The organism is Verrucosispora sp. WMMC514 (genome assembly GCF_027497295.1).
GTDB classification, from domain to species: Bacteria; Actinomycetota; Actinomycetes; order Mycobacteriales; family Micromonosporaceae; genus Micromonospora; species Micromonospora palythoicola.
Genome location: NZ_CP114906.1, coordinates 5,821,794 through 5,843,223, shown reverse-complemented (window position 1 = coordinate 5,843,223; position 21,430 = coordinate 5,821,794). Strand labels below are relative to the sequence as shown.

The window sequence follows — 21,430 nt, the reverse complement described above, 5'->3', positions numbered from 1 at the left end:
AGTCGAGTGACCGGACCAGCGGCGTGTCGAGTCACTCGACTGCAAACGATCAAGCTCGGCTCAGGCCGGCTCAGGCCGCGTCAGGTGGGGGTGTCGCGGCGGCGGAAGGTGGTGAGGCCGAGGGCAAGCAGGGCGGCGGCTACGGCGGTCAGGACCACCAGGGGCAGGACGGTGACGTCGACGGCGGGCACCGACGGCACGTGGGTGTACGGGGAGAGGTTCAGCGCCGCCTGCGGCAGGTCCAGCGCGGCACCCAACTGGCCGAGCAGCAGGAAGACGATGAGCACCGCCCAGCTCGACGCGACCGACAGGCGCGGCACGGCACCGAGCAGGGCGGTCACCACCCCGGCGACGACCAGCAGCGCCGGCAGCCGCAGCAGCGCGGCGCCGGTCAGGTCGACCGTCCAACCGACCGGGTCACCGACCGCCAGGCCGTACCCGAGGCCGGTGGTGGCACCGGCCAGCAGCATCAGCGCCAGCGCACCGAGCACGGCACCGGCCACCTGCGTGCCCAGCCAGCGGTAGCGGCTGACGGCGGTGGCGAGCAGCGGTTCGAGGATGCCGTCGGACTCGTCACCGCGTACCCGCAGCAGGGCCTGCACCACGTAGGCCCCGATGGTCAGGGCGAACAGCCCGAGCATTGCGGCCAGGAAGGCGTCGACCAGCTCGGCCCCGCCGCCGAGTTGGGCGATCGCCTCGGCGGCGGCCGGGTTGTCGGCGATCATGTCGTCGACCTCGTTGCCGGCCAGACCCATGGCGAGGCCGAGCACCGCCACCGCGACCGCCCAACCGGTCAACGCGCCACGGTGCAGCCGCCAGGTGAGTCCGGCCGGGCTGAGCAGGCCAGCCGTGGCTCGGGCCGGCCCCCGGCGGGCGGCGAGCAGGCCGGCGCCGAGGTCGCGTCGTTCGGCGAGCGCGTACGCCCCGGCGACCCCGGCGACCAGCAGGGCGACCGGCAGGGCGAGCACCCACCACCGCTCGTCGTCGAAGGCACGGGTCTGGGTGCCCCAGCCCAGCGGCGACAACCAGGTGGGCCAGGCGCTGTCCAGGCGCACCCCGTCGGCGGCGGGCTGACCGAGCACGTCACCGGTGGCGCGCAGCAGGAACGCCACCCCGACCGTGGCCGAGGCGAGGGCGTTGGCGCCCCGGGAGGTCACCGAGAGCTGGGCGGTGACGGCGGCCACGCCGGTGAAGGCGAGGCCGACCCCGACGATCGCTGCGGCGGCGGCGACCGAGCCGGCGGCCGGCAGCCCGGCACCGACGAAGGCGACCGCCAGCAGCGCCCCGGCCAGCACGTTGGCGCCGACCACGACCACCAGGGCCGCGGTGAGCAGCGCGTACCGGCCCACGGCGGCGGCACCGAGCAGTTCCGCGCGGCCGGTCTCCTCGTTCTGCCGGGTGTGCCGGACCACGGCGAAGGTGCTCAGCAACGCGGCGAGCACGGCCAGGGTGAGGTACGTCTCGGTGACCACCACGGCACCGAGGTCGGTGCTCGCGACCGGGCCGTTGAAGGCGCGGGCGACGACGCTGGTGTTGGCCACCTCGGCGTACCCGATGCGGTTCTGCTCGTCGGGGTAGATGCTGGCCACGCTCTCGGCGAGGGCGTAGCCGATCAGCGGGCTGCCGAGCGTCCAGATGGCCAGGCGGATCCGGTCCCGACGCAGGGCGAGCCGGGTGAGTCGGCCGGTGCCGGTGAAGGCGCTCATCGGGTGCCTCCGGCCGGCGCCTGCCGGTCTGAGTCGATGGTCTCGCCGTAGTGGCGCAGGAAGAGTTCCTCCAGGGTGGGCGGTGTGCTGGTCAACGCGCGGACCTCGAAGCGGACCAGGTGGGTCAGGAGCGTGTCGAGGTGCTCGGGCTCGACCTCCAGCCGGACGCGACCGTCGACGGGGCGGACCTCGTGCACGCCGGGCAGCTCGGTCAGGCCGGTCACCGGGCGTCCGGTCTCGACGGTGACGGTGGTGCGCGCCAGATGGCGCAGCTCGGCCAGCGTGCCGGACTCGACGATCCGGCCCTCCCGGATGATGCTGACCTGGTCGCAGAGCGCCTCGACCTCGGCCAGCACGTGGCTGGAGAGCAGGACGCTCGCGCCGGCCTGGGTGAGCTGGCGGACCTCCTCCTGGAACACCGCCTCCATCAGCGGGTCCAGCCCGGAGGTGGGCTCGTCCAGCACGTACAGCTCGACGTCGCTGGCGAAGGCGGCGACGATGGCGACCTTCTGCCGGTTGCCCTTCGAGTAGGTGCGGCACTTCTTCGTCGGGTCCAGGTCGAAGCGGCGCAGCAGTTCGTCGCGGCGACGCCGGTCCAGCCCGCCGCGCAACGCCCCGAACAGGTCGATCGCCTCCCCGCCGGAGAGGTTGGGCCAGAGGTTGACGTCACCCGGCACGTACGCCAGTCGCCGGTGCAGCGCGACTGCGTCGCGCCACGGGTCGCCGTCGAGGATGCGTACCTGCCCGGAGTCGCGGCGCAGCAGGCCGAGCAGGATCCGGATGGTGGTGGACTTACCCGAGCCGTTGGGTCCGAGGAACCCGTGCACCTCCCCCGGTTCCACCGTCAGGTCGAGCCCGTCAAGTGCGCGTACGCCGCCGAAGGTCTTGACGAGGTTCTCGATGGCGATCACGGACATGGACGCCTCCTGTCGTTGCCGGTGTCTGCCACTGACCGATGGTAAGGGATCCGCGCACTCCACCGTCCGGCGGTCAGCAGCGACTACGCTGAACGCCATGACCTGGGAGGAGACCGACGGCACCCGCAGCCGGATCCTGCGCACCGCGTCGGACCTCTTCGCCGAGCAGGGCTACCAACGCACCTCGCTGCGGCAGATCGCCGAACGGTTGCGGCTGACGAAGGCCGCCATCCTCTACCACTTCCCCAGCAAGGCGCATCTGCTCACCGCGCTCGCCGAGCCGCTGATCCGTGATCTGGAGGCGCTGCTGGACACCGCCGGGGCGCTGCCCGGTCGGCAGGCGAGATGGGCGCTGCTGGAGGGCTGGGTGGACACCATGCTGGCGCACCGCGGCCCACTCGGCATGCTCTTCCACGACCTGGCGCTCGTCGACCGGGGCAGCACCTACCACCGACTGATGCAGATCGCCATGCGGGCCAACGAGATCGTCGCCGGACCGGACGCCGGACGCCGGGATCGGGTCCGGGCGGTGCAGGCCATCGCCATGTGCAGCGATCCGGTGGTGTTCATGATCGACGTTTCCCCGTCGGTACTGCGAGGAGACATGCTCGACGGCGCCTGCCGGCTACTGGGTGAGACGCCCACCGAGGCGGCAGCGACCGACCGGACGGCGCCGGTGACCGACGCGCCGACCGCTGCCGGGCCGGGCCGGGTGGGCCGGCGGCGGCCAGGACGCCCGAAGTCGATGAGCCCGGAACAGGTGCGCGCCGCCCGTCGGATGCATCTGGCGGGCACCCACTCGGCCGACGAGATCGCCGCCGAGTTCGGTGTCTCGCGGGCCACCGTCTACCGCCACCTCGACGCGGACCACGATAACGAGACAGTTACCAGATAGTTTTGAGACACCGCCGGCAGGTCACCGGACCAGGCCGATCCCGGCGTACGTCCGCGCGTGCGCCGGGAACTGCTCGTCGGTGTGCGGCGCGTAGATCCAGGTACGCAGCGAGTCGGCCGTCGCGTCGATCTCCACCAGCCGCACCGGGTTGGTACTGCGGGAGTGGAACGTCTGCAGGAAGGAGTAGATCCGGTTGCCGTGCACCCCGGTGTCCACCCGGGACGCCGCCGTGCCGGTGTGCCCGGAGAAGACGAACCGGATGTTCGGGTAGCGCCGCACGAGATTGTCGAAGACGTACTGCGGGCTGGTCGAACCGTAGCCGGCCGACTGACCGATCGAGGCGTCGCTCTCCAGGTGGTGATGGGTGACGATGACGACGTTGTGCCGGGGATGAGCCGCCACGACCGCCTTCGCCCAGTCGACGGCCGCCCGGCGCGGCCACAGTTCCAGGCTCAGCACCAGCCACCGCACCCCACCGGCGGTGTAGGTGGCGTACGCGTTGTCCACCTTGCCCGCCTCGAACTGGCCACCCACCGCGCCGAACCGCCCGGCGGTGAAATACCTGTTAAACACCGTCGTGTCGCGCAGCAACCGCCCGGCGGGAGTGCGCAGTTCCCCGTCCGGGCCGGCGGCCTGGGTGTCGTGGTTGCCGACGGCGAGGGTGTACGGCAGGCCGGCCGTCTCCAGCGGACGCAGCGCGGCGCGGGCCCGTTCGTACTGCGCGTGGTCGGGGGTGTCGTAGTTGACCACGTCGCCGGAGTGCGTGACAAAGCGCAGGTCGAGGGTGGTGCGCTGGGCGACCAGCCAGTCGACGCGCTGACGCAGTCGGGTGTCGCGGGCGTTCAGCACCTCCTCCTGCGTGTCCGGCACCACGGCGAAGGTGAAGCGCGGGTCGACCGCCGGGGGCGGCTGCGTCCGCACGTACGCCAGGTGCGCGTTGCGGTCACACGCACCGGTGTACCGGTCGTTGACCAGCTCGATCCGGACGTCGTGGGTACCGTCCGGCAGCTCGGCACCGACCGGATAGCCGCCGTAGTCGGTGGCGCTGGTCACGGTGACCTCGCCGACCAGCGCACCGCCGACCCTGACCCGTAGCGTCGGCCAGCCGTCGCAGTGGTCGCCGATCGCACCGACGACCAGCCGCCCGGCGCCCGGCACGGCGATCGTCGCGTAGCTGGCGTTGTGCCACAGCGTGGCGTGGGTGCCCGACGACGGCCGGGGCGTGCCCGTGGCCGGTTGGATCGAACCGTTGACCACGGTGAACGGTGACGCCGCGTGTGCCGCGCCGGCTGGTACGCCGACCGACAGGACGACCACGACCGCCATGATCGCGCGCATGATCCGCATGGATGCCCTCCCTGTGCCACCTCCGGCGGCTGCCGGACATCGGGATGCTAAGGCAGACCGACCGGGCATTCCGGCACCGGAACATAGACACGCAGTGACGTTAACCGCAACGAAACGTGACCGGTGGGTACGGCGCCGGTCAGCCGACGTCGACCCAGTCGAGCGTGCGTTGCACCGCCTTGCGCCAGCCGGCGTAGCCGGTGGCCCGCTGTTCGGGCGACCAGGACGGCTGCCAGCGCCGGCTCTCGTTCCAGTTCGCCCGCAGTTCGTCGGTGTCCCGCCAGAATCCGACGGCCAGTCCGGCAGCGTAGGCCGCGCCGAGGGCGGTGGTCTCGGCGACCACGGGCCGACTCACCGGCACGCCGAGGATGTCCGCCTGCAACTGCATGCACAGGTCGTTGACGGTCACCCCACCGTCGACCTTGAGGCACTCCAGCGACACGCCCGAGTCCCGCGCCATGGCCTCGGCCACGTCGCGGCTCTGGTAGCAGATGGCTTCCAGGGTCGCCCGGGCGATGTGCGCGTCGGTGTTGTAGCGGGACAGGCCGACGATCGCGCCCCGGGCGTCGGATCGCCAGTACGGGGCGAACAGACCGGAGAAGGCCGGTACGAAGTAGACCCCACCGTTGTCGTCGACCTGGCGGGCGAGGTCCTCGCTCTGCGCCGCGCTGCTGATGATCTTCAACTGGTCGCGGAGCCACTGCACGGCCGAACCGGTGACGGCGATGGAACCTTCGAGCGCGTAGACCGGCGGCTGGCCGGCGAACTGGTAGCACACGGTGGTGAGTAGTCCGGCCTCGGAGCGGACGATCTCCGGTCCGGTGTTCAACAGCAGGAAGTTGCCCGTGCCGTAGGTGTTCTTCGCCTCGCCCGGGGCGAAGCAGACCTGACCGACGGTGGCCGCCTGCTGGTCACCCAGGTCCCCGGTGATCGGGACGGGGCCGGCGAACGGGCCGTTGGGCAGGGTGACGCCGTAGGCGTCCGGGTCGGAGGACGGGACGATCCGGGGCAGCATGGCGCGCGGGACGCCGAAGATGGACAGCAGCTCGTCGTCCCAGTCCAGCGTCTCCAGGTTCATCAGCATGGTCCGGCTGGCGTTCGTGGGGTCGGTGACGTGGATGCCGCCGTCGGTACCACCGGTCAGGTGCCACAGCAACCAGGTGTCGGTGTTGCCGAAGATCGCCTCACCGCGTTCGGCGGCCGCCCGCACCCCGTCGACGTGCTCCAGAATCCACTGGATCTTGCCGCCCGAGAAGTAGGTCGCCGGCGGCAGGCCGGCCTTGCGCCGGATGATCTCGCCGCGCCCGTCACGCTCCAGCGCCGAGGCGATCCGGTCGGTCCGGGTGTCCTGCCAGACGATGGCGTTGTAGTACGGCCGGCCGGTGCGCCGGTTCCACACCACCGTCGTCTCCCGCTGGTTGGTGACACCGAGGGCCGCCAGGTCACCCGCGGCCAGGCTGTGCGTGTTCAGCGCCGTGCGTACGACCGTCTGGGTGCGTTCCCAGATCTCCAGCGGGTTGTGCTCGACCCAGCCGGCGCGCGGCAGGATCTGCTGGTGTTCGAGCTGGTGGCGGCCGACCTCGTTGCCACCGTGGTCGAAGATCATGAACCGGGTGCTGGTGGTGCCCTGGTCCACGGCGCCGACGAAGTCAGCCATGCGGTTCTCCTTGTCCTGGTCCTCGCTGCGGGTGCGGCCTCGGGTAGATCCTTCCCGATCTCCGCGTCGCTCACCACGAACGGTTGGCGCGGGCGGCTTGGCGGGTATGCCCGCCGGGCGCGGCGGCGCCGGGTGGGAGGGCCGGCGGATGCCCGGTAGCGTTCGGCAGACCACCACTGGGTCGTCGCTGGCGGCGACCGGGAGCAGGAGCGCAGCATGCGGTTAGATCTACGCGACCGGACCATCCTGATCACCGGAGCGGCGCGGGGTATCGGCGCCCAACTGGCCCGGGCGGCCGCCGCCCGGGGCGCCCGGGTCGCCCTGGTGGGCCTGGAACCGGTGCCGTTGCGGCAGGTCGCCGCCGAGGTGGGCGGGCACTGGTACGAGTGCGACGTGACCGACCAGGCGGGCCTCGACGACGCCGTCGCCTCGACCGTGCAGCGCTACGGCGGCATCGACGTGGTGGTGGCCAACGCCGGCATCGCCAACATCGGCACCGTGTCCACCGGCCCGGTCGACGCCCTGGCCCGCACCATCGAGGTGAACCTGACCGGCGTGGTCCGCACGGTCAGCGCGGCGTTGCCGCACGTGCGCGCCGCCCGGGGCCACGTCCTGATCGTCTCGTCGGCGGCGGCCTTCGCCGCCATGCCCGGGATGGCCGCGTACTGCGCGTCGAAGGCCGGGGTCGAACAGTTCGGCAACGTGCTGCGGCTGGAGAACCGCCGGTTAGGGCTGACCGTGGGCACCGCCCACCCGATCTGGATCGACACCGACCTGGTGCGCGACTTCCGCGACGACCTCGCCTCGTTCCACACCGCGCAGCGCAAGCTGCCCTGGCCGCTGAACACCACGGTCAGTGTCGAGCGGTGCGCGGAGGCACTGCTGCGCGGCATCGAAGGTCGCCGACGCAAGGTCTACGTACCCCGGTCCATCGCCCTGGTCCAGGCGCTGCGTCCAGTGGTGCTCAGCGGGTTCGCCGACCGACTGATCGACCGGTTCGGCGGCGCGGAGCTGGCCGAGCGGATGGAGGCGGAGGTACACCGTCTCGGCCGGTCCTTCGGTCGGACGTCGGTGGAGGGTGGCCAGTAACGTCCAGATGGTTGCCCCTCGGCAAAGGTCGCGGATCTTCGCGGACGACGTAATCTGCCTGCATGAACAACCTCGGCCCGTCGGACTCCCGGGATTCCGGCGACCCGGCCCCCGGCGGCGAGGCCACGTCCCTGCTGTCCGAGACGTTCACCGCGCAGACGGTGACAGCGCTACGACACCTGCTCACCGCCCGGGTGGCCGCCGCCGGCCTCACCGGCGACGTGGCCGAGGATCTCGTCCTGGCCGTGCACGAGCTGGTCACCAACGCCGTGCTGCACGGCGGGGGCCAGGGGCGACTCGACCTCTTCCGGCGGGCCGACCTGCTCGTCTGCGAGGTCACCGATCACGGGCCTGAGCGCGGCGCGGACCTGCCGGTGCACCTGCCGGCGACGAACACCCCGGGTGGCCGGGGCCTCTGGCTCGCCCATCACCTGACCGGGGCGCTGACGCTGACCCGCCGGCCCGACGGCCTGACCGCGACCGTCACCGCCAGCCTGCGCGTCGAGCCGCCCGCGGTGACCGGATCGCCCGAGGTGTCCACGGACCGGCCGTCGCACCCGTAAGGCCGACGGCCGGTCCACCCGGTCAGCCCTGCTGCTTCTGCTGGCACGGCACGCAGAACCGCGCGTGCGGCAGGATCTCCAGGCGTTCCCGGGGAATGTCCGTTCCGCACCGCTCGCACCTGCCGTAGCCGCCGGCGGTGAGGCGCCGCAGCGCCCCGGCGATCTGGTCGAGGCTCAGCCGGGTCGCGGCGATCAGCGCGGCATTCGTGTGCGCCTCCCCCGGATCGCCGGTGTCGGCCGTCAACTCGGTCAGCCGGGTCGTCTGGGCCTCGAACTCGTGGTGCAGCGTCGTTTCGAGCTCGCTGATCCACTGCTGGTCGTGGCTGTCGGTCCGTTCGCTCATGTCGGTTCCCTTTCCGGAAAAGAAAAAGGGCCGAAGCGGAACGCTTCGCCCTTGCCGTCACGTGTCCGTGCCCGGTGTCCGGAGGGCTGCGACCGGCGGGGCGCGGCTGGCCGTGACCGGCCGGTGCCGAGAACCGGGGCGCCGGAGTGGCCGCGCCCGGCACGCGCAGACCGGCCGCCGCCGGGACGGCGGCGGCGCGGCTGAGCAGCACGGCGGATCGCATCGGACCACCATAGGCGGCGGCCGGCCGGAAACCAACGCCGATCTCCGACCCTCGGCTCGGACGCCCGGGCGCACCTGAAGGTGGGCCAGTAGTACAGACCAGCACCAGAGCGGATCAAAGCCGCTAAGGTGACCATGGCGGAGGGGTTGACCGGCGCTTCGCCGCCGGCTCGGGTCGCCCCGGCAGCAGCCCTCGTCGGCCGGGCACAGCCCGCAGGAGGTCCGGGATGTCGGAGGCGGTGCACGACTTCTTCGACGGTCTCACCAGGGGTGGGGGGCGAATGCTGCGGCAGGTCTCCGGCACCGTTCGGTTCGACCTGGCCTATCCCGACCGGGTCGACCACTGGCTGGTCACCATCGACCGGGGCCGGATCACGGTGTCACGCGACGACGTCGCGGAGGTGGACACGGTGATCCGGGCCGACGCGCAGTTGTTCCTCCGGATGGCCCGCGGCGAGGTCAAGCCACTGTCGGCGTGGCTGCGCAACGACTTCACCGCCGACGGCGAGTTCCGGTTCGTCATCATGCTGGAGCGCCTGTTCGCACCGCCGCCCGACGCCCACCACCCGCGTGAGGTGGCCGTCCACCGCAATCACCGGGCGCTGGCCGACCCCGGACAGCCGTCGCGGCACGGCGTGGTCCCCCCGGTCGGCGAGGGGGAGCCACGGTGAAGAAGCTTGTCCGCATCCTCGACGGCAACCTCTTCGCGCTGAGCGACGACAACGGCGACATGGATTTCAGCCCCACCAATCCGGCCGGGTTCTTCGCCTTCGACACCCGCTTCCTGTCCACCTGGCGGGTACGGCTCGACGGGGAACGGCTGCACCCACTGGCCGTGCACGATCCGAGCTACTACAAGATCCGGTTCTTCCTGGTGCCCGGTCATCCGACCCACTACGTCGACGCGAAGGTCTCGATGATCCGCGACCGGTGGATCTCCGACAGCGCCTTCGTCGAACACCTCACCGTGCTCAACCACACCAACGGCCCGGTCGACTACGTGCTGCGTATCGACGTGGACAGCGACTTCGCCCCGGTCTACGACGTGATCTGGCCGCACGCGTCGGCGCTGCGCGGCTACCGCGAGGTCTCGGCGGACGGCCTGCGGCTCGGCTACCGGCGGGAGAAGTTCCACCGGGTCACCGACGTCTCGGCGAGCGAGCCGGCGGAGTTCGACGAGCACGGGCTGACCTTCCGGATCCGGGTCGACCGGCAGGGCCGGTGGAGCACGACCCTGCGGGTGCGGGCGCTGGTGCTGCGTCCGGACGGCGCGGACATCCGGGAGCGGCTGCGGCACCCGCACGGCAAGATGGGCACCGAGTTGCGCCACGACCTGAGCGAGTGGATCGCCGAGGCACCCCGGCTGTACTGCGACTGGGAGCCGCTGTGCACGACCTACCGACGAGGGCTGGCGGACCTGGCCGGCCTGCGTTTCTCTCCGCTGGCGCTGCCGCACGAGACCATGCTCGCCGCCGGGTTGCCCTGGTCGGCCACCATCATCGGCCGCGACAACCTGCTCACCTGTTACCAGACACTGCCGTTCGTGCCCCGGATGGCGGCGACCACGCTGCGCCTGCTCGCCATCGACCAGGGCACGGTGCTCGACGACTTCCGGGACGAGGAACCCGGCAAGATCCTCAACGAGTTCCGGTACGGGGAGATGGCCGCCTTCGAGCAGCGTCCCCAGTCGCCGTACTACGGCGGAGCGGACGTGACGCCCCTGTTCGTCGTGCTGCTCGACGAGTACGAGCGCTGGACCGGCGACGCCTCGCTGGTGCGCGATCTGGAGGACGCCGCCCGCGCGGCGCTGAACTGGATCGACGAGTACGGCGACCTGCGCGGCGACGGCTACCTCTGGTACCAGCCGCGCAACGACGCGAGCGGGGCGCAGAACCACTGCTGGAAGGATTCGCCGGAGGCCATCTGTTACCGGGACGGCCGGCTGCCGGGGCTGCCGCGCGCCACCTGCGAGTTGCAGGGCTACGCGTACGACGCGAAGCGGCGCGGAGCCCGACTGGCCCGCGAGTTCTGGGGCGACCCGGCGTACGCCGACCGCCTGGAACGGCAGGCCGAAGAGCTCAAGCGGCGGTTCAACCGCGACTTCTGGATCGACGGGAGTGAGTATTTCGCGCTGGCGCTCGGCCCCGACGGTGACCAGGTCGACGCGCTGGCGTCGAACATGGGACACCTGCTGTGGAGTGGCATCGTGGACGACTCCCGGGCCGCCGCCGTCGCCGGCCACCTGCTCGGGCCACGGCTCTACTCCGGCTGGGGGGTCCGGACGCTGGCCACCGGGCAGGCCAGCTACAACCCGCTCGGTTACCACGTCGGTACGGTCTGGCCGTTCGACAACTCGCTGATCGCCTGCGGGCTGCGCCACTACGGCTTCGTCGAGGAGGCGGGAAAGATCGCGGAAGCCGTCATCGAGGCGTCCGAGCACTTCGCCGGACGGATGCCGGAGGCCTTCGCCGGCTACGACCGCGAACTGACCCGGTACCCGGTGCCGTACCCGGCCGCGAACAGCCCGCAGGCCTCCGCGACCGGTGCCACGTTCCTGCTGCTGCGCAGCCTGCTCGGCCTGGAGCCCTACGGCGAGCACCTGGTGGTGCACCCGGCGCTTCCCCCGCGCTTCGGCCGGATCGAACTGTTGAACATTCCGGGCCGGTGGGGGCGCAAGGACGCGATCGGCAACGCCCGGGCGGGCATGCCGGTGGCGCACAGCGCCAACCGGTGAGCCTCGACTGGTCCGAGGTAACGTGCTGCGGCATGAGCGGCGTGGCGTACTCGCATTGTTCGTACTGTGGCGCGGCCTACCCGCCGCCGATCGGCTGGCCCCGGCTCTGCGCGACCTGTGGCCAGCAGGTCTGGCGCAACCCACTGCCGGTGGCGGTGGCCGTACAGCCGGTGCTGACCGCCACCGGCCTCGGCGTGGTCGTCGTCCGGCGCGACATCGAACCCGCCCGGGGGCGGCTCGCGCTGCCCGGCGGGTTCATCGAGTACGGCGAACGGTGGGAGGACGCCCTGGTCCGTGAACTGCGTGAGGAGACCGGCCTGCGTGCCGAGGCGGCCGGCGCCAGGCTGGTCACCGTGCGGAGCGCGCCGGCCGGCGGCACCATGCTGATCTTCGGAGAGCTGCCGGCCCGGCCCGCCGAGGAGCTTCCGCCGTCGGCGCCGACCGCGGAGGCCACCGAGTGGCTGGTGCTGACCGAGCCGACCGAGCTGGCCTTCTCCACCCACACCGAGGTCCTGGCCGACTTTCTCACCCGCCGGCCGGTCTGACCGGCCGGGCAGGCGTGTTCGCCGGCTCGGTGGGTAGACCGGGAGACCGCACCGGGACGTCGCGCCCGTGCCGGGTCGGGTTGGTGCACACGTTCCGGGGGGTCGATGACCAGCCAGCCGGGGGCGTCGGACGACGTCGTGGAGCTGCGGGTGCACGGCGTGTCCGGCGCCGACGCCGAACAGATCCTCGACCGTCCGCACAGCCATCAGGTCGCCGGGGACCGCAACGGCGGGTTCTACCGGCCGCGCCCGGGCTATCCGGACACCAGGGGACCGGCGGGCGTGACGCTGGAGGCGTACCGCTGGGGTGAACTGCCCTCCGGCACCACCGTCCGCACGCTGTCGCTGATGTTCCTGCTGCCGTTCATGCTGTGCAACGTCGCGATCTGGATGCGGCCGCCCCCTGGGAACAGGTCCGATTCCGGGGTGAAGGCGTTGTGCCGGTTGCTCGCCCTCAGCCTCACCATGCTGTACGTGCTGGCGGCGATGGGTGTGGCGCTGGACCTGCTCGCCTGGCGGTGCGTGCCGAATCCCTCCTGCCTGGCCGGGCGGCCGTGGCTGTCCTGGCTCAGCGACCGACCCACCGGGCTGACCCTGGCCGTCTTCGCGCTGCTGCCCTTCGGCGCGCTCATGCTGGTCTGGCTGCTCGGTGTCCGCCCCGGCCGCAACTTCGCCGCCTTCCACACCCCCGTCAGCACCTCCGGCAGCCACCAGCTCAGCGCCGTGGGTCAGTGGGACAGCGCGCCGACCGTGGACCGGCTCTGTTCACTGCACGGCGCCGCCGGGCTGATGACCCTGGGCCTCGGTCTGGTCGCCGCCCGGATCGGCTCGGGCCCGTCGCCGCTGAGCGTGACCCTGGCCGTCGTCTGCGGGGCGGTGCTGGTGGTCAGCATCGTGCTGGTCTGCGCGCACAGGTTCGTCGACCTGCTGCCGACCGGCTCGTACGCGGACCGGATCTCCAGCGGGCTGCGCAACCTGGCCTTCGCCCTGATCGCCGTGGTGCTGGTCGCGGTGTCGGTCGACCCCACTCCGTGGCGGATCCGGGACGGGCTGCCCGGCTACGCCACCGCCGTCGGGCTGGTCATCTCCTCCCAGGCGGTCCTGCTGATCCTGCTCGGCACCGGCGCGCTGATCGCCCGGAGCCGACGACGCCAGGACACCACCGACAGGCCCGAACCGTCCGAGCGTGGCGACGCCGGCCGCGATGCGGCGCCCGTACCCAGTGTCGAGCCCGATGAGGCGCGGCGCGGATTCGGCCGTGACGGGCTCGGCGCCGGACCGCTGCGCGGGCTGGGTGCGCCGGTGATCGCGGCCAGTGCGACCGGGCTGGCGGTGGCGATCTCCGCGGACCTGGTCTACCGGGTGGCCGATTTCCTCAACCGCCGTGCCGAAGCCGACGGTGAACGGGAGATCAGCCCGCCGCTGGGCTACAAGTGGGCCATCTTCGTCTTCCTGGTGGCGGCGGCAGCCACCCTGCTGGCGGCGCTGATCATCGGCCTGGCCAGTCGTATCCCCCGGATGCGTACCGCCCGGGCCACCGTCGCGCACGACTTTCCCGACGCGCCGCCGGCCGCCCGGTACCGCCTGCACCAGGTCGAGCGCATGATCGCCCGGGCGCGGTTCACCGAACGGTTGGAGTCACTCGCGGTGGTGTACGCCTGTGTCGTCGGGGTGGGCATGCCCAGCAGCCTGCTCGGCATGCTGGGGCTGGCGCCGGACACCACGGTGCAGCAGCTGACCGGCATTCCGGCCGCGGCGACCAGCTTCGGTATCCAGATGGGCAGTTTCCTCATCGCGGCGCTGCTGCTCGCGCTGCTCGTCGGCGGCGTCTTCGCGTACCGTACGTCCCGGTTCCGCAGGTACGTGGGTGTGCTGTGGGATCTGGGGACGTTCTGGCCACGGCTGGCGCATCCGTTCGCACCGCCCTGCTACGCCGAGCGCGCGGTTCCGGAACTGGGTCGACGGATCGCGTACCTCACCGCACAGGGTCACGGAGTGCTGCTCACCGGGCACAGTCACGGCTCGGTGCTGCTCGCCGCCACGATCCTGCAACTGCCACCCGAGGTGTGCGGCCGGTTGGCGCTGCTGACCTACGGCTCACCGCTGCGCCGGCTCTACGCCCGCCTGTTTCCGGCCTACGTCAGCGACGAGGTGCTCCGCGACGTGGGCGACCGGGTCAACTGGCGGTGGATCAACCTGTGGCGGGACACCGACCCGATCGGAGGCTGGGTCTTCTCGCCGCACCGGCCGGAGCGTCCGCCGACGGTGTCCGGTGTCGCCGGCGCGGTGGACCGGCGGCTGCGCGACCCGGTCGGCGTCGTCCCGCCACCCGGCGACAGCGTCCCGCACCCGATCGTCGGGCACTGGCCCGGCGAATCCGATCCGCGCTTCGAGGCCGCGGTGGCGGAGCTGGCGAGCCGTTTGCGGGCCGGGCTGCGCGAGCACGACAAGCGGGCGTGAACCCTCCCACGGTGCGGCTATCCTTCCCCGGATGGGCACCTCCTCCAGCGCCGAGCGGACCCTGATCGCGGCCAACCGTCGGGCCCGCCACGACTACGCCGTGCTCAAGACCTACGAGGCCGGCATCGTGCTGGCCGGCACCGAGGTCAAGTCGCTGCGCGCGGGTCGGGTCTCGCTCGTCGACGCCTTCGCGCAGGAACGCGACGGGGAGATCATGCTGTACGGCCTGCACATCGCCGAGTACGGCTACGGCAGCTGGACCAACCACGCACCCCGGCGGACCCGCAAGCTGCTGCTGCGCCGGGTGGAGATCGCCCGGATCCTCGACCGGACCCGCGAGGGCGGAATCACCCTGGTGCCGCTGTCGATGTACTTCTCCGGCGGCTGGGCGAAGGTCGAGCTGGCCCTGGCCAAGGGACGCCGGTCGTACGACAAGCGACAGGTGCTCGCCGAACGCGACGCCAACCGGGAGATCGCCCGCGAGCTGGGCCGCCGGCTCAAGGGCCGCCCAGACCGGCGCTGAGCCGAAGCCGTGGCTCGCCCCCAGGACCGGGTCGAGCCCGGGCGGGAACCCGGCGGAAACCGGCGCCGGTCTCCCTGAGCGGTTTCAGTCGGCGAGCAGTTGGGTGTGCGCCGCACGCAACCGGGTGAGCGCCGGATCGCTGCCCGGCGGGAAGCGCCGATCCAGCTCGGCCCAGACCTCGGCGAGCGCCATGGTCACCGCCCGCAGCTCGGCGGCGTGCCGACGCCCGCTCTGCTGCCGCTGGGCGTCGAGTCGTCGGGACCAGCCGGCGGTCACCTCGGCCAGGCGGGCGGCGTCGGCGCGGGCCTCGGCGACCGTGCGGGCGGCCGCCGCCGGCACGATCGCGGCGACCGGCCGGGAGTCACCGTCGCGGGTCACCACCGTGACCGAGTCGGTCAGTTCGGCCATGGCGACGAGTTGGCTGAGTCGGGTGCGCGCCTCGCGGAGGGGCAGCGAGCGCGCCGGGGCGTTTCGCGGAGTGAGGGCGGGGACAGCCATGAATACATCGTCGGTGCCGGGTACGACACTTTCCGCGACCGTCAACGCGACGAATGGTCCCGGCGGGACGGGAACTGGGCACCGGGACGGGCCAGTGTCGACCGGGCGCGCAGCCCCACCGGATCGGGTGCGCTGACGTCCGGTGTCGCGGCGGCGGCCGTGGTCGGCTGCGGCCGTTGCCGGGCGTCCAGGTAGGCGAGCGCGGCGCGGTCCTCGTCGGTGGGTGCGGCCAGCAACGCGTACACCAGACCGACCACGCCGAAGATGACCAGCAGCACGATCGGGATCAGCAGCGTACCGACACCGGCCCCGGTGACCTCTCCCCGTTCCTCGTGCAGGTGCACCGACAGGGCGCTCATCCCGGTGAAGTGCATGCCGTTGACCGCCACCCCCATCACCAGCGCCGAGGCGAAGATCGCCACTCCCTTGCGTACGGTCACCGCGAGCCAGAGGGCGACGGAGGCGGCGACCACGGCGATCAGCACCGACAGGCCCACCCGGAGGTCGTCGTAGACCAACCGGCCGTCCAGCCGCATCGCCGCCATGCCCGTGTAGTGCATCGCCGCCACCCCGGCGCCGGTGAACAGGCCGCCACCGAGGATCCGGGCCGCCGAGAGCCGACCGGTGCCGACGATCGCCAGCCCGAGACCGACGGCCGCCACCGCGATCAGCGCGCTGGCGACCGTGATCGGCACGTCGTAGCGGATCCGCGTGCCGGTCACCGCGAAGCCCAGCATCGCCATGAAGTGCATCGTCCAGATCGCCGTGCCGCCGAGCGCCCAGGCGGCCAGGGTTCCCCACCAGAGTTTCTGGCCCGTGCTGGTGGCGGTCCGGATGCGGCCGGCGCAGACCAGGCCGAGGATGGAACCGAGCACCGACAGCGCGTAGCTCAACGCCGGTGTGATCCAGCCGTACTCAAAGTGATTGATGTCCGCCACGTGGGCTCCCCCCAGAGCTGCTACCGGCGCGTAGCGCACGCGCCGATGACATCATCGGCGACGCTCTCACCAGGCACAACAGGACCCCTGGCCAATTCGGGGGGTGCCGCGGCGGTGACGCAGCGATGCGTCGGTTCCGAGGGTCGACCGGCCGCCGTCGCGGCCGGCTCAGGCCGGTGAGTGGTACGCCAGCACACCCCGGTTGACGTCCTTTATCGCCTGGCGAGCGGTGGCGCGAAGCTCCGTCGAGGCACCACCGGAGTCGGCGAGCTGGCCGAGCAGGTCCACCACCTGGCGGGCCCAGCGGACGAAGTCACCGGCCGGCATCTCGCCGTCGAGTTGCCCGCTGGTCAGCACCTTCGCCAGCGCCTCGCCCCGGGCCCAGCGGTAGACCGGCCAGGCGAAACCCAGATCCGGCTCGCGGGTGACGGCCAACCCGCGCGACGCCTCCTCGGCCTCGATCTCGCTCCACAGCTTGAGGGTCGCGTCGACCGCCTCGGCCACCGCGCCGCGCGGCAGCGAGGCCCGTTCGTCGACGTCGCGGCGGGCCTCGAAGACCACCACCGACACCGCGGCGGCAAGTTCGGCCGGGGACAGCCCGTCCCAGACGCCGCGCCGTAGGCACTCCGCGACGAGCAGGTCCGCCTCCGTCCAGATCCGCCCGAGCATCCGGCCGGCGTCGGTGACGGCGCCGTCGGTGGCGAGGTAGCCGCGCGCGGTGAGCAGCGCGACGATCCGGTCGAAGGTACGCGCCAACGACCCGGTCCGGCCGGCGACCCGCTGCCGCAGCTCCTCGGTGTCGCGTTCCAACCGGCGACGGCGCTCGGCCCAGCGGGCGTGCTCCTCCCGCTCCGGGCAGGCGTGGCAGGGGTGCCGACGCAGTTCGGTGCGCAACTGACTGAGCTGGTGGTCCTCCCCCGACTGCCGGCCTCGGGCCCCCCGGCGGGAGTGCCGGTCCAGCCCGGTGCCGCTGACCTGGGCAGCCAGGTCCCGCCGGGCGGCCGGGTTGCGGTGGTTGAAGTGCTTGGGCACCCGGATTCGGGCCAGCACCTCGGCCGGCGTGGTGAAGTCGCCGGGGCTGATCCGGCCGGCCCAGCGGTCCTGGGTGAGCACCAGCGGGCGCGGCTCGCTGAAGCCGCCGGCCGCCGGGTCGAGCACCACGGCCAGGCCGGCCCGCCGCCCGGACGGCACCCGGATCACGTCACCCACCCGCAGCCGCTCCAGGGCCGCCACCGCCGCCGCCCGGCGCTGGCTCTGCCCCTGCCGGGCGATGGCCCGTTCCCGGTCGGCGATGGCGACGCGCAGCGCGAAGTACTCGTCGAAGTCGCCGTGGTGGCACTCCGCCTCCACGCCGTACGCCTCGATGGTCTCGGTGTTGCGCTGCACCTGCCGGGCCAGCCCGACCACCGAGCGGTCCGCCTGGAACTGCGCGAACGACGACTCCAACAGCGCCCGGGCCGGTTCCGCGCCGACGCTGCCGACCAGGTTCACCGCCATGTTGTACGACGGTCGGAAGCTGGACCGCAGCGGGTACGTGCGGGTGGAGGCCAGACCGGCCACGTGCCGGGGGTCGGTCTCCGGAGACCACACCACCACGGCGTGCCCCTCCACGTCGATGCCCCGGCGCCCGGCCCGCCCGGTGAGCTGGGTGTACTCCCCCGGGGTCAGGTCGACATGCGCCTCGCCGTTGTACTTGACCAGGCGTTCCAGCACCACGCAGCGGGCCGGCATGTTGATGCCCAGCGCGAGGGTCTCGGTGGCGAAGACCGCCTTGACCAGCCCACGGACGAAAAGCTCCTCAACCACCTCCTTGAACGCCGGCAGCATCCCGGCGTGGTGCGCGGCCAGCCCGCGCTCCAGCCCGTCGAGCCACTCCCAGTAGCCGAGCACCGACAGGTCCTCGCCGGGGATCGCGGTGACCCGGGACTCCACCACCCGGCGGATCTCCGCCCGCTCCTCGGGCGAGGTGAGCCGCAGCCCGGCGGCGAGGCACTGCTGCACCGCGGCGTCGCAGCCGGCCCGGCTGAAGATGAACAGGATCGCCGGCAGCAGTCCCTCGCGGTCCAGCCGGTCGACGATGTCGGGGCGCAGCGGCCCGCGCCAGCGGGGACCGCGCCGGCCGGCACCGAAGCCGGCGGAGCGGCCCTCGCCGAGATCCAGCCGGCGTACCGTGTCGCGGGTGTAGCGCAGCAGCTCCGGGTGCACGTCGTGCTTGCGGGCGGCGGCGGCGTCGTGGAACAGGTCGAACATCCGCTTGCCGACCAGCATGTGCTGCCACAACGGCACCGGCCGGTGCTCGCTGACCACCACGGTGGTCTCGCCCCGGACGGTGATCAACCAGTCGGCGAACTCCTCGGCGTTGGAGACCGTCGCCGACAGCGACACCAGGGTCACCGAGGCGGGCAGGTGGATGATGACCTCCTCCCACACCCCGCCACGGAACCGGTCGGCCAGGTAGTGCACCTCGTCCATCACCACGTACGCCAGGCCTTCGAGGGTGGCCGAGCCGGCGTACAGCATGTTGCGCAGCACCTCGGTGGTCATCACCACCACCGGGGCGTCGCCGTTGATGGCGTTGTCGCCGGTGAGCAGCCCCACCTGCGCGGCGCCGTACCGGTCGACCAGGTCGTGGTACTTCTGGTTCGACAGCGCCTTGATCGGCGTGGTGTAGAAGCACTTGCGCCGGGCCCCGTCGGCCGGTTCCGGCCGCCCGGGCGCACCCCGCAACGCCAGGTGTACGGCGAACTCGCCGACCACGGTCTTGCCGGCACCGGTCGGCGCGCACACCAGGACGCCGCTGCCCCGCTCCAAGGCCTGGCAGGACTCCCGCTGGAAGTCGTCGAGATCGAACCCCAGATCGGAGGTGAACTCTTCAAGCGCCGGGAACTGTGAGGCCTGGGCGGCCCGGCGGCGCGCCGCGGCGTACCGCTCGGCGGGGCTCGACATGCCCCAAGATTAGTGCCTGCCCCCGACTGGCATCGGGCAAGGCCGAGCGCCGGGGCGGTCCGAGTGGGTCGGTAGGGTGCACCACGTGCCGGATCATGCCGAACCGACCAGCCCCGTACCCGACATCGACGATCGGGGCCCCTCCCGTCGGCGGGTGCGGGCGGTGCTGTTCGACTTCCACGGCACCCTCGCGCAGGTGGAGGAGGCCGGCCAGTGGGTGCTGGCCGCCGCGTCGGCATGCGGCGTGGACCTGGACCGGGCGCGCGCGACCGCCCTGGCCGACCGGCTGCTCACCGCCGGCCGCGCCGGTGGGCCGCTGCCCGCCCGGGTACCGCCGCACCTGGCCGAGCTCTGGGCCGACCGGGATCTCTACGAGCACGCCCACCGGGGCGCCTACACCGGGCTGGCCGACACCGTCGACGCCGGCATCGAGGGCTTCGCCGAGGCGCTGTACGAACGGCTGCTGGTGCCGCAGGGCTGGGTGCCCTACCCCGACGCCGCGCCGACCCTCGCCGCCCTGCGGGCCGCCGACGTCCGGGTGGCCGTGGTCAGCAACATCGGCTTCGACATCCGGCCCCTCTTCGACGCCTGGGGACTTGCCGAACTGGTCGACGCCCACGTGCTGTCGTACGAGGTGGGCCGGTGCAAGCCCGACCCGGCGATCTTCTGGCGGGCCTGCGGCCTGCTCGGCGTCGACCCCGAGGAGGCGCTCATGGTCGGCGACTCCCCCGCCGACGCCGGTGCCGTCGCCGCCGGCTGCGCGGCACTGATCCTCCCCGCCGCCGACCCCGGCCGCCCCAACTCCCTCGGCACCGTCCTCGACCTCCTCCCCACCCCCTGACACACCCCACCCACCCTCCGACCCGCGATCATGCAGTTGTGGCACCCGATTAGCCCGGCTATGCACCTTTTGTCGTGTGCCACAGATGCATGATCACGGGGCCCGCGGTCAGCGGAGGAGGTGCAGGGCGGCGGGGGTGGCGGTGACGGTCAGCGGGAGGGGGAGGGAGCGTTCGCCGTCGGCGTAGGTGGTGATGCCGTGGGCGGCGAGGGTGACGGTGCGGGCCTGGTAGGTGCGCACCAGCGGGTGGGTGACGTGGGTGCCGGCGTAGATGCGCGGCTTGACCCGGATCAGGGTACGTCGGTCGAACCGGCCGCCGACCACCACGTCGAGCAGGCCGTCGGTCGGGTCCGCGTCGGGGCAGATCCGCATCCCGCCGCCGTAGCTGGCGCCGTTGCCGACCGCCACCAGGACCGCGTCGACCTCGATCCGCTCGCCGTCGAGGGTGAGGGTGTACCGCCGTGGCCGTAGCTTGGCCAGCTCGACCAGGATGGCCAGGTCGTAGCGGCGTGGACCGCGCGGCCAGCGCATCCGGTTGGCCCGCTCGTTGACGATCGCGTCGAAGCCGGCCGCCAGCACCGCGCCGTACCAGCGGGCCGTGCCGTCGGCCCCGGTCATCCGGGCCAGGTCGACCGGCCGGCTGCGTCCCTCGCGCAGCGCCGCCGCGATGACGTCGACGGCCGCCCGGGGATCGGCCGGGAACCCGGTCTCCACCGCGAAGTCGTTGCCGGTACCCGCCGGCACCGGCCCGAACGGCACCGGGGTGCCGGCGACAGCCTGCATCGCCCGGTGCACCGTGCCGTCGCCACCCACCGCGACCAGGGCGCCGATCCCCTCCGCCACGGCGGCCCGGCAGGCCGCCTCGGCCTCGACCGCGCTGCCGGCCCGCAGCAGCCGCACCGGCCGGTCGGCGGCCGCGAGCCCGTCCAGCAGGTCCGGCAGCAGTCCTCGGTGCCGGCCACGGCCGGCGGACGGGTTGGTCAGCACGGCGACCGGTCCGCCGGGCACCCAAGGGTGATCGTCTGAGGTCACGGCCAGCACCGTACCCGCCCGGACCGGCCCGGGTGCGACGGTGCCGACCCGGCGGCGGCTCGCGCCGGCGGGGCGAAACCGGACAGTCCCGCCGCTACGCCGCAACTGTCATTTGTCACGACCGGTCGTGCGGCACGCATTCATCTCCATGACTGAAAACACTAGGGACGCCAT

The 21,430-nt window shown here is 72.4% G+C and carries 18 protein-coding genes; 9 read left to right on the top strand and 9 right to left on the bottom strand.

The features are described 5' to 3' along the window. Positions 1-80: 80 nt before the first annotated feature. Together O7597_RS27110 and O7597_RS27105 are read right to left on the bottom strand one after the other, a co-directional pair. Positions 81-1,706 carry an anibiotic ABC transporter gene (locus O7597_RS27110; protein ID WP_281581098.1) on the bottom strand — a complete coding sequence of 542 codons (1,626 nt, stop codon included), beginning with the start codon at positions 1,704-1,706 and terminating at the stop codon, positions 81-83. Then, the gene (locus O7597_RS27105; RefSeq protein ID WP_281581097.1) at positions 1,703-2,623 is read right to left on the bottom strand and encodes an ABC transporter ATP-binding protein; all 921 of its coding nucleotides are present in this window, start codon (positions 2,621-2,623) and stop codon (positions 1,703-1,705) included. Before O7597_RS27105 ends, O7597_RS27110 begins: the two co-directional genes overlap by 4 nt. A gap of 97 nt (positions 2,624-2,720) precedes the next feature. Between O7597_RS27105 and O7597_RS27100 the strand changes: the two genes are divergently transcribed. Continuing rightward, a complete protein-coding gene (locus O7597_RS27100) occupies positions 2,721-3,518 on the top strand; it encodes a TetR family transcriptional regulator (RefSeq protein ID WP_269741509.1) in 798 nt (265 codons plus the stop codon). Positions 3,519-3,539: 21 nt separating this feature from the next. Here the strand turns inward: O7597_RS27100 and O7597_RS27095 are convergent, their stop codons facing one another. After that, entirely contained in the window at positions 3,540-4,865 is a 1,326-nt protein-coding gene (locus O7597_RS27095; protein ID WP_269741508.1) for a carbohydrate-binding domain-containing protein, read from the bottom strand. 139 nt (positions 4,866-5,004) lie between these two features. Beyond that, positions 5,005-6,522 carry a glycerol kinase GlpK gene (glpK, locus tag O7597_RS27090; protein ID WP_269741507.1) on the bottom strand — a complete coding sequence of 506 codons (1,518 nt, stop codon included), beginning with the start codon at positions 6,520-6,522 and terminating at the stop codon, positions 5,005-5,007. 216 nt (positions 6,523-6,738) lie between these two features. On the opposite strand from glpK, the gene O7597_RS27085 reads away from it, so the two are divergent. After that, positions 6,739-7,611, top strand: coding sequence for an SDR family oxidoreductase (locus O7597_RS27085; RefSeq protein ID WP_269741506.1), 873 nt, complete (start codon positions 6,739-6,741; stop codon positions 7,609-7,611). A gap of 62 nt (positions 7,612-7,673) precedes the next feature. Next, on the top strand, positions 7,674-8,174 hold the full coding sequence (locus O7597_RS27080; protein ID WP_269741505.1) for an ATP-binding protein: 501 nt from the start codon (positions 7,674-7,676) through the stop codon (positions 8,172-8,174). 22 nt (positions 8,175-8,196) lie between these two features. Here the strand turns inward: O7597_RS27080 and O7597_RS27075 are convergent, their stop codons facing one another. After that, on the bottom strand, positions 8,197-8,517 hold the full coding sequence (locus tag O7597_RS27075) for a TraR/DksA family transcriptional regulator (protein ID WP_269741504.1): 321 nt from the start codon (positions 8,515-8,517) through the stop codon (positions 8,197-8,199). Between the two features lie 449 nt (positions 8,518-8,966). Between O7597_RS27075 and O7597_RS27070 the strand changes: the two genes are divergently transcribed. From O7597_RS27070 to smpB, 5 genes are all read left to right on the top strand, one after another. After that, on the top strand, positions 8,967-9,410 hold the full coding sequence (locus O7597_RS27070; RefSeq protein WP_269741503.1) for an SCP2 sterol-binding domain-containing protein: 444 nt from the start codon (positions 8,967-8,969) through the stop codon (positions 9,408-9,410). Then, positions 9,407-11,473, top strand: a complete 2,067-nt coding sequence (locus O7597_RS27065; RefSeq protein WP_269741502.1) for a glycogen debranching N-terminal domain-containing protein — start codon at positions 9,407-9,409, stop codon at positions 11,471-11,473. The genes O7597_RS27070 and O7597_RS27065 overlap by 4 nt, the downstream gene beginning before the upstream one ends. A gap of 32 nt (positions 11,474-11,505) precedes the next feature. Next, the gene (locus O7597_RS27060) at positions 11,506-12,018 is read left to right on the top strand and encodes an NUDIX domain-containing protein (protein ID WP_269741501.1); all 513 of its coding nucleotides are present in this window, start codon (positions 11,506-11,508) and stop codon (positions 12,016-12,018) included. Between the two features lie 105 nt (positions 12,019-12,123). Further along, positions 12,124-14,478: a hypothetical protein gene (locus O7597_RS27055; protein WP_281581096.1), complete on the top strand. Its 2,355-nt coding sequence runs from the start codon at positions 12,124-12,126 to the stop codon at positions 14,476-14,478. 31 nt (positions 14,479-14,509) lie between these two features. Further along, a complete protein-coding gene (smpB, locus tag O7597_RS27050; RefSeq protein ID WP_269741499.1) occupies positions 14,510-15,001 on the top strand; it encodes an SsrA-binding protein SmpB in 492 nt (163 codons plus the stop codon). Between the two features lie 84 nt (positions 15,002-15,085). On the opposite strand, the gene O7597_RS27045 is transcribed toward smpB, so the two are convergent. From O7597_RS27045 to O7597_RS27035, 3 genes are all read right to left on the bottom strand, one after another. Beyond that, complete coding sequence (locus tag O7597_RS27045; RefSeq protein WP_281581095.1) at positions 15,086-15,499, bottom strand: type II toxin-antitoxin system Phd/YefM family antitoxin; 414 nt, start codon at positions 15,497-15,499, stop codon at positions 15,086-15,088. A gap of 41 nt (positions 15,500-15,540) precedes the next feature. After that, positions 15,541-16,437, bottom strand: a complete 897-nt coding sequence (locus O7597_RS27040) for an MHYT domain-containing protein (protein WP_269741497.1) — start codon at positions 16,435-16,437, stop codon at positions 15,541-15,543. A 168-nt stretch (positions 16,438-16,605) separates the two neighbouring features. After that, the gene (locus O7597_RS27035) at positions 16,606-19,383 is read right to left on the bottom strand and encodes a DEAD/DEAH box helicase (RefSeq protein ID WP_269741496.1); all 2,778 of its coding nucleotides are present in this window, start codon (positions 19,381-19,383) and stop codon (positions 16,606-16,608) included. An 85-nt stretch (positions 19,384-19,468) separates the two neighbouring features. Between O7597_RS27035 and O7597_RS27030 the strand changes: the two genes are divergently transcribed. Beyond that, the gene (locus tag O7597_RS27030; protein WP_269741495.1) at positions 19,469-20,224 is read left to right on the top strand and encodes an HAD-IA family hydrolase; all 756 of its coding nucleotides are present in this window, start codon (positions 19,469-19,471) and stop codon (positions 20,222-20,224) included. Between the two features lie 108 nt (positions 20,225-20,332). Here O7597_RS27030 and O7597_RS27025 read toward each other — a convergent pair whose 3' ends face one another. Continuing rightward, complete coding sequence (locus O7597_RS27025; protein ID WP_269741494.1) at positions 20,333-21,265, bottom strand: diacylglycerol kinase; 933 nt, start codon at positions 21,263-21,265, stop codon at positions 20,333-20,335. Positions 21,266-21,430 lie beyond the last annotated feature (165 nt).